Annotated in this window: 3 protein-coding genes; all 3 read right to left on the bottom strand. The window is 60.7% G+C overall.

What is annotated here, in order from left to right:
* Nucleotides 1–137 precede the first annotated feature (137 nt).
* A complete protein-coding gene (locus tag Q3Y53_RS12985) occupies nucleotides 138–1,121 on the bottom strand; it encodes a TniQ family protein (protein WP_161489459.1) in 984 nt (327 codons plus the stop codon).
* Entirely contained in the window at nucleotides 1,067–1,933 is an 867-nt protein-coding gene (locus Q3Y53_RS12980) for a TniB family NTP-binding protein (RefSeq protein WP_067293016.1), read from the bottom strand. Before Q3Y53_RS12980 ends, Q3Y53_RS12985 begins: the two co-directional genes overlap by 55 nt.
* The coding region (locus tag Q3Y53_RS12975; protein ID WP_303536789.1) for a Mu transposase C-terminal domain-containing protein at nucleotides 1,902–2,531 on the bottom strand (630 nt) is incomplete at its 5' end. The genes Q3Y53_RS12980 and Q3Y53_RS12975, both read right to left, overlap by 32 nt.

Genomic DNA, 2,531 nt, shown 5'->3' with positions numbered 1-2,531 from the left:
GAGAAGGGCCGTTGGGTGGGCGGCACCGGGCCCGCAGAAGCGGCAGCGGTGCTGTTGCGGCGCAGTGCTCTGCATCATTCTGCGGATTCAGGGCGTTTTTGTACCCTTAATTACAATATTTCCACAGGCTTCACGCCTCAGGATTTGACACCATCTGAGCTTTTCCAGATTGCATCGGCGCGGGTCAGAAGCGCTTCACGGTTTGCGCCGGCGCCAAGTTCGGATATGGCCTGACGAGCTGCCTGCAGAGCGCTCACGGATGCACTTGGGGGGCTCGTTCCATGCGTCTTCCTGGTCGGATGCTCTGTTTTCCGCCGCCCAGGAAACCGCTGGCCAAGGTCCTGCGACAACCCACGGGCCTGCTCAATCACCCGACGATGTTGAGGAAAGGCGCGGCGCAACTCCCGGGCTCCCCGGTCGTTTCCGCGCAGGATGATGGTAGCTCCCAACAAGGGACGGGTCGTGCCGATATCGACCGCAGCAAGTGCCAGGAGCCTTTCGCGCTCGCTCACGGAGGTGAGCGACCATAGATGCCCGATCTTTAGCACCGACATGACTTGCAGGGTCATACCGATCCGGCGCAACCGTCTGGGATCGGTTGTGGCGGCAGCCGTCTTCAGAGCTTCCGCGCCGCGTGCAGCTCGAGCACGAAGTCTGCCTGATACATCGTTGGCCGAATACTTGGCCGCGAGTGTTTGACCGCAGGTTTCGCATGTCATCGACCACGCCAAGCGCCAATGGCGGAGGGCCAGATCGGGTGATTTCGCGACACAACGCGGGCAGTATTGGAAGTCATGCCGCGACACATATTGCACACCGTGATGCGTCGCATCCGGAAGGGTCATGGCCGCAATCTCATGCCGGGTCCGTTGAACTGCCGAGCAGAGGCGAAGCCAGTCTATCTGTCCGAGATCGTTGATACCTTCCGGCACCCTGCCCCGCCCCAACCCCAGATAGCCGCAAAGCTCTTCAACCGAACAATGATTGGCCTTCGCCAGTCGCCCAATCCAGCTGGACAGAAGCTCATCGCGTGACGGCGGTGGCCGGAACGGTAACGATTTGACGTTCACCCGAATGCGGCGGCAGGCTGGCGAGGGATGTTCCAGGCGTGCTTCGTCCAAACCGGCTGCCAGGCCTGAACTGCTTCGTCCGTGATCCGCTCCTCACCGGTCTCGATCGCATCGATAGCCAGGGACTTGATCATGATGAACACGCGCGAGGTGACACCGCCGGTCACTTTCAGGATCGTCCGTAGCGACGCCACTGTCAGGCCTGACCGCTGTTCGAGCGCCATCGCGGCAATCAGTGTCTGGATTAGCCGGGAGAACTCCACATCATCTTCCCAAAGCGGCAGATAGTGTTCGTCCAGACGTCGGGCCAGCTGGTCGTCTCCTCGAACCGCTTCCAGGGCTTCGTTCACACCGAAGACGACGAGCGAGGCACAGAGATCGTTGGCGAGGAACCGGAGCATGTTCAGGAATCGGCGTTGCTCCCGATAGCTGCCAGCAAGCAAATTGTGCACCTCGTCGATCATCAACATCCTAAGGTCCATGTCCCGAAGATGACTGAGCGCGCGCACCTCGAGCTCGGATACGGTATGCCGGCCCCACATCGGCGCCCCGATCGTTGCCAGGATGTGCTGATAGAACCGTCTTTCATCCGGCGCGGGCGGCGCCTGAACCAGCAGTATGGGTGTCTTCGTGGCGCCCAGTTCGGCGTTGTACTGTGTCGGGTATTTACTCGCCATGCGCTTGGCGATCATTGTCTTGCCGATACCGGAACTTCCATAAACCATCAGCCCCGGCATCCGGCTTTGCTGCGGCATTTCCATCAGGGATGTCAATCGGTTGAGAACGATCGTGGCACGGTCAAACGCGATCCAATGGTCGCCGCGGATACGGTCAATTCTTTCGTCTGGGGTCATTGAACTCATCAATCTCATAGGTTGGCAGATCAGGATTGCCCGTGTCGATCGCGAACATTTCGCGCGACGGATCACGGCTTGGTTGGTGCCGGGGCAGCCGCGCTTCTCTTTCGATGTCCAACCGGGCAGTCCGCGTCTTTTGGCGCGCCGCCTCAGCCAGCCGCCGTTGCGCGTCAATCAATTGGAATAGGATCCGCTCGTTGATCCGGCCACCATGTTTTTCCTGCCACTCTTTCCGCGCCCGCCGGCTTTCCCAAAGCGATATTCGCGGGTGGCTGAGGTCCCGGTAGCGCGCCGGGATCACGCGGCCATCACTGGCGATGACCCAGACCTGCGACAGGTCTCGCGGATCGTATTTCACCTGTACCTTGCCCTGCCCGCGTCCAACCAATGACGCGAAGACATCACTCCAGTAATAGACCCCGAAGAGCGTGATACCGGTGCGGCCGAGCTGGCGCCACTCGAACGGCATGAAGCTTATCCGAAAGGCATCGACATCTACAACCTGCCGTCCGGCGGTATCACCGCCCATGTCCGCCCAAGCCGCATTGCGCGGCCCGCCGCGCCTCAGAAACCACCTGCAGTCCCAGCGCGACCAACGGCAGCA

It is taken from the genome of Synechococcus sp. YX-04-1, assembly GCF_030546365.1.
Classification (GTDB): domain Bacteria; phylum Cyanobacteriota; class Cyanobacteriia; order PCC-6307; family Cyanobiaceae; genus Parasynechococcus.
The sequence above is the reverse complement of the archived record's forward strand: the minus strand, read 5'-3'. Positions and strand labels throughout refer to the sequence as shown.

Excerpts from the sequence above, each read along its gene's own strand:
- Q3Y53_RS12980 (WP_067293016.1), bottom strand. The coding sequence starts at position 1,933 with ATGAGTTCAATGACCCCAGACGAAAGAATTGACCGTATCCGCGGCGAC.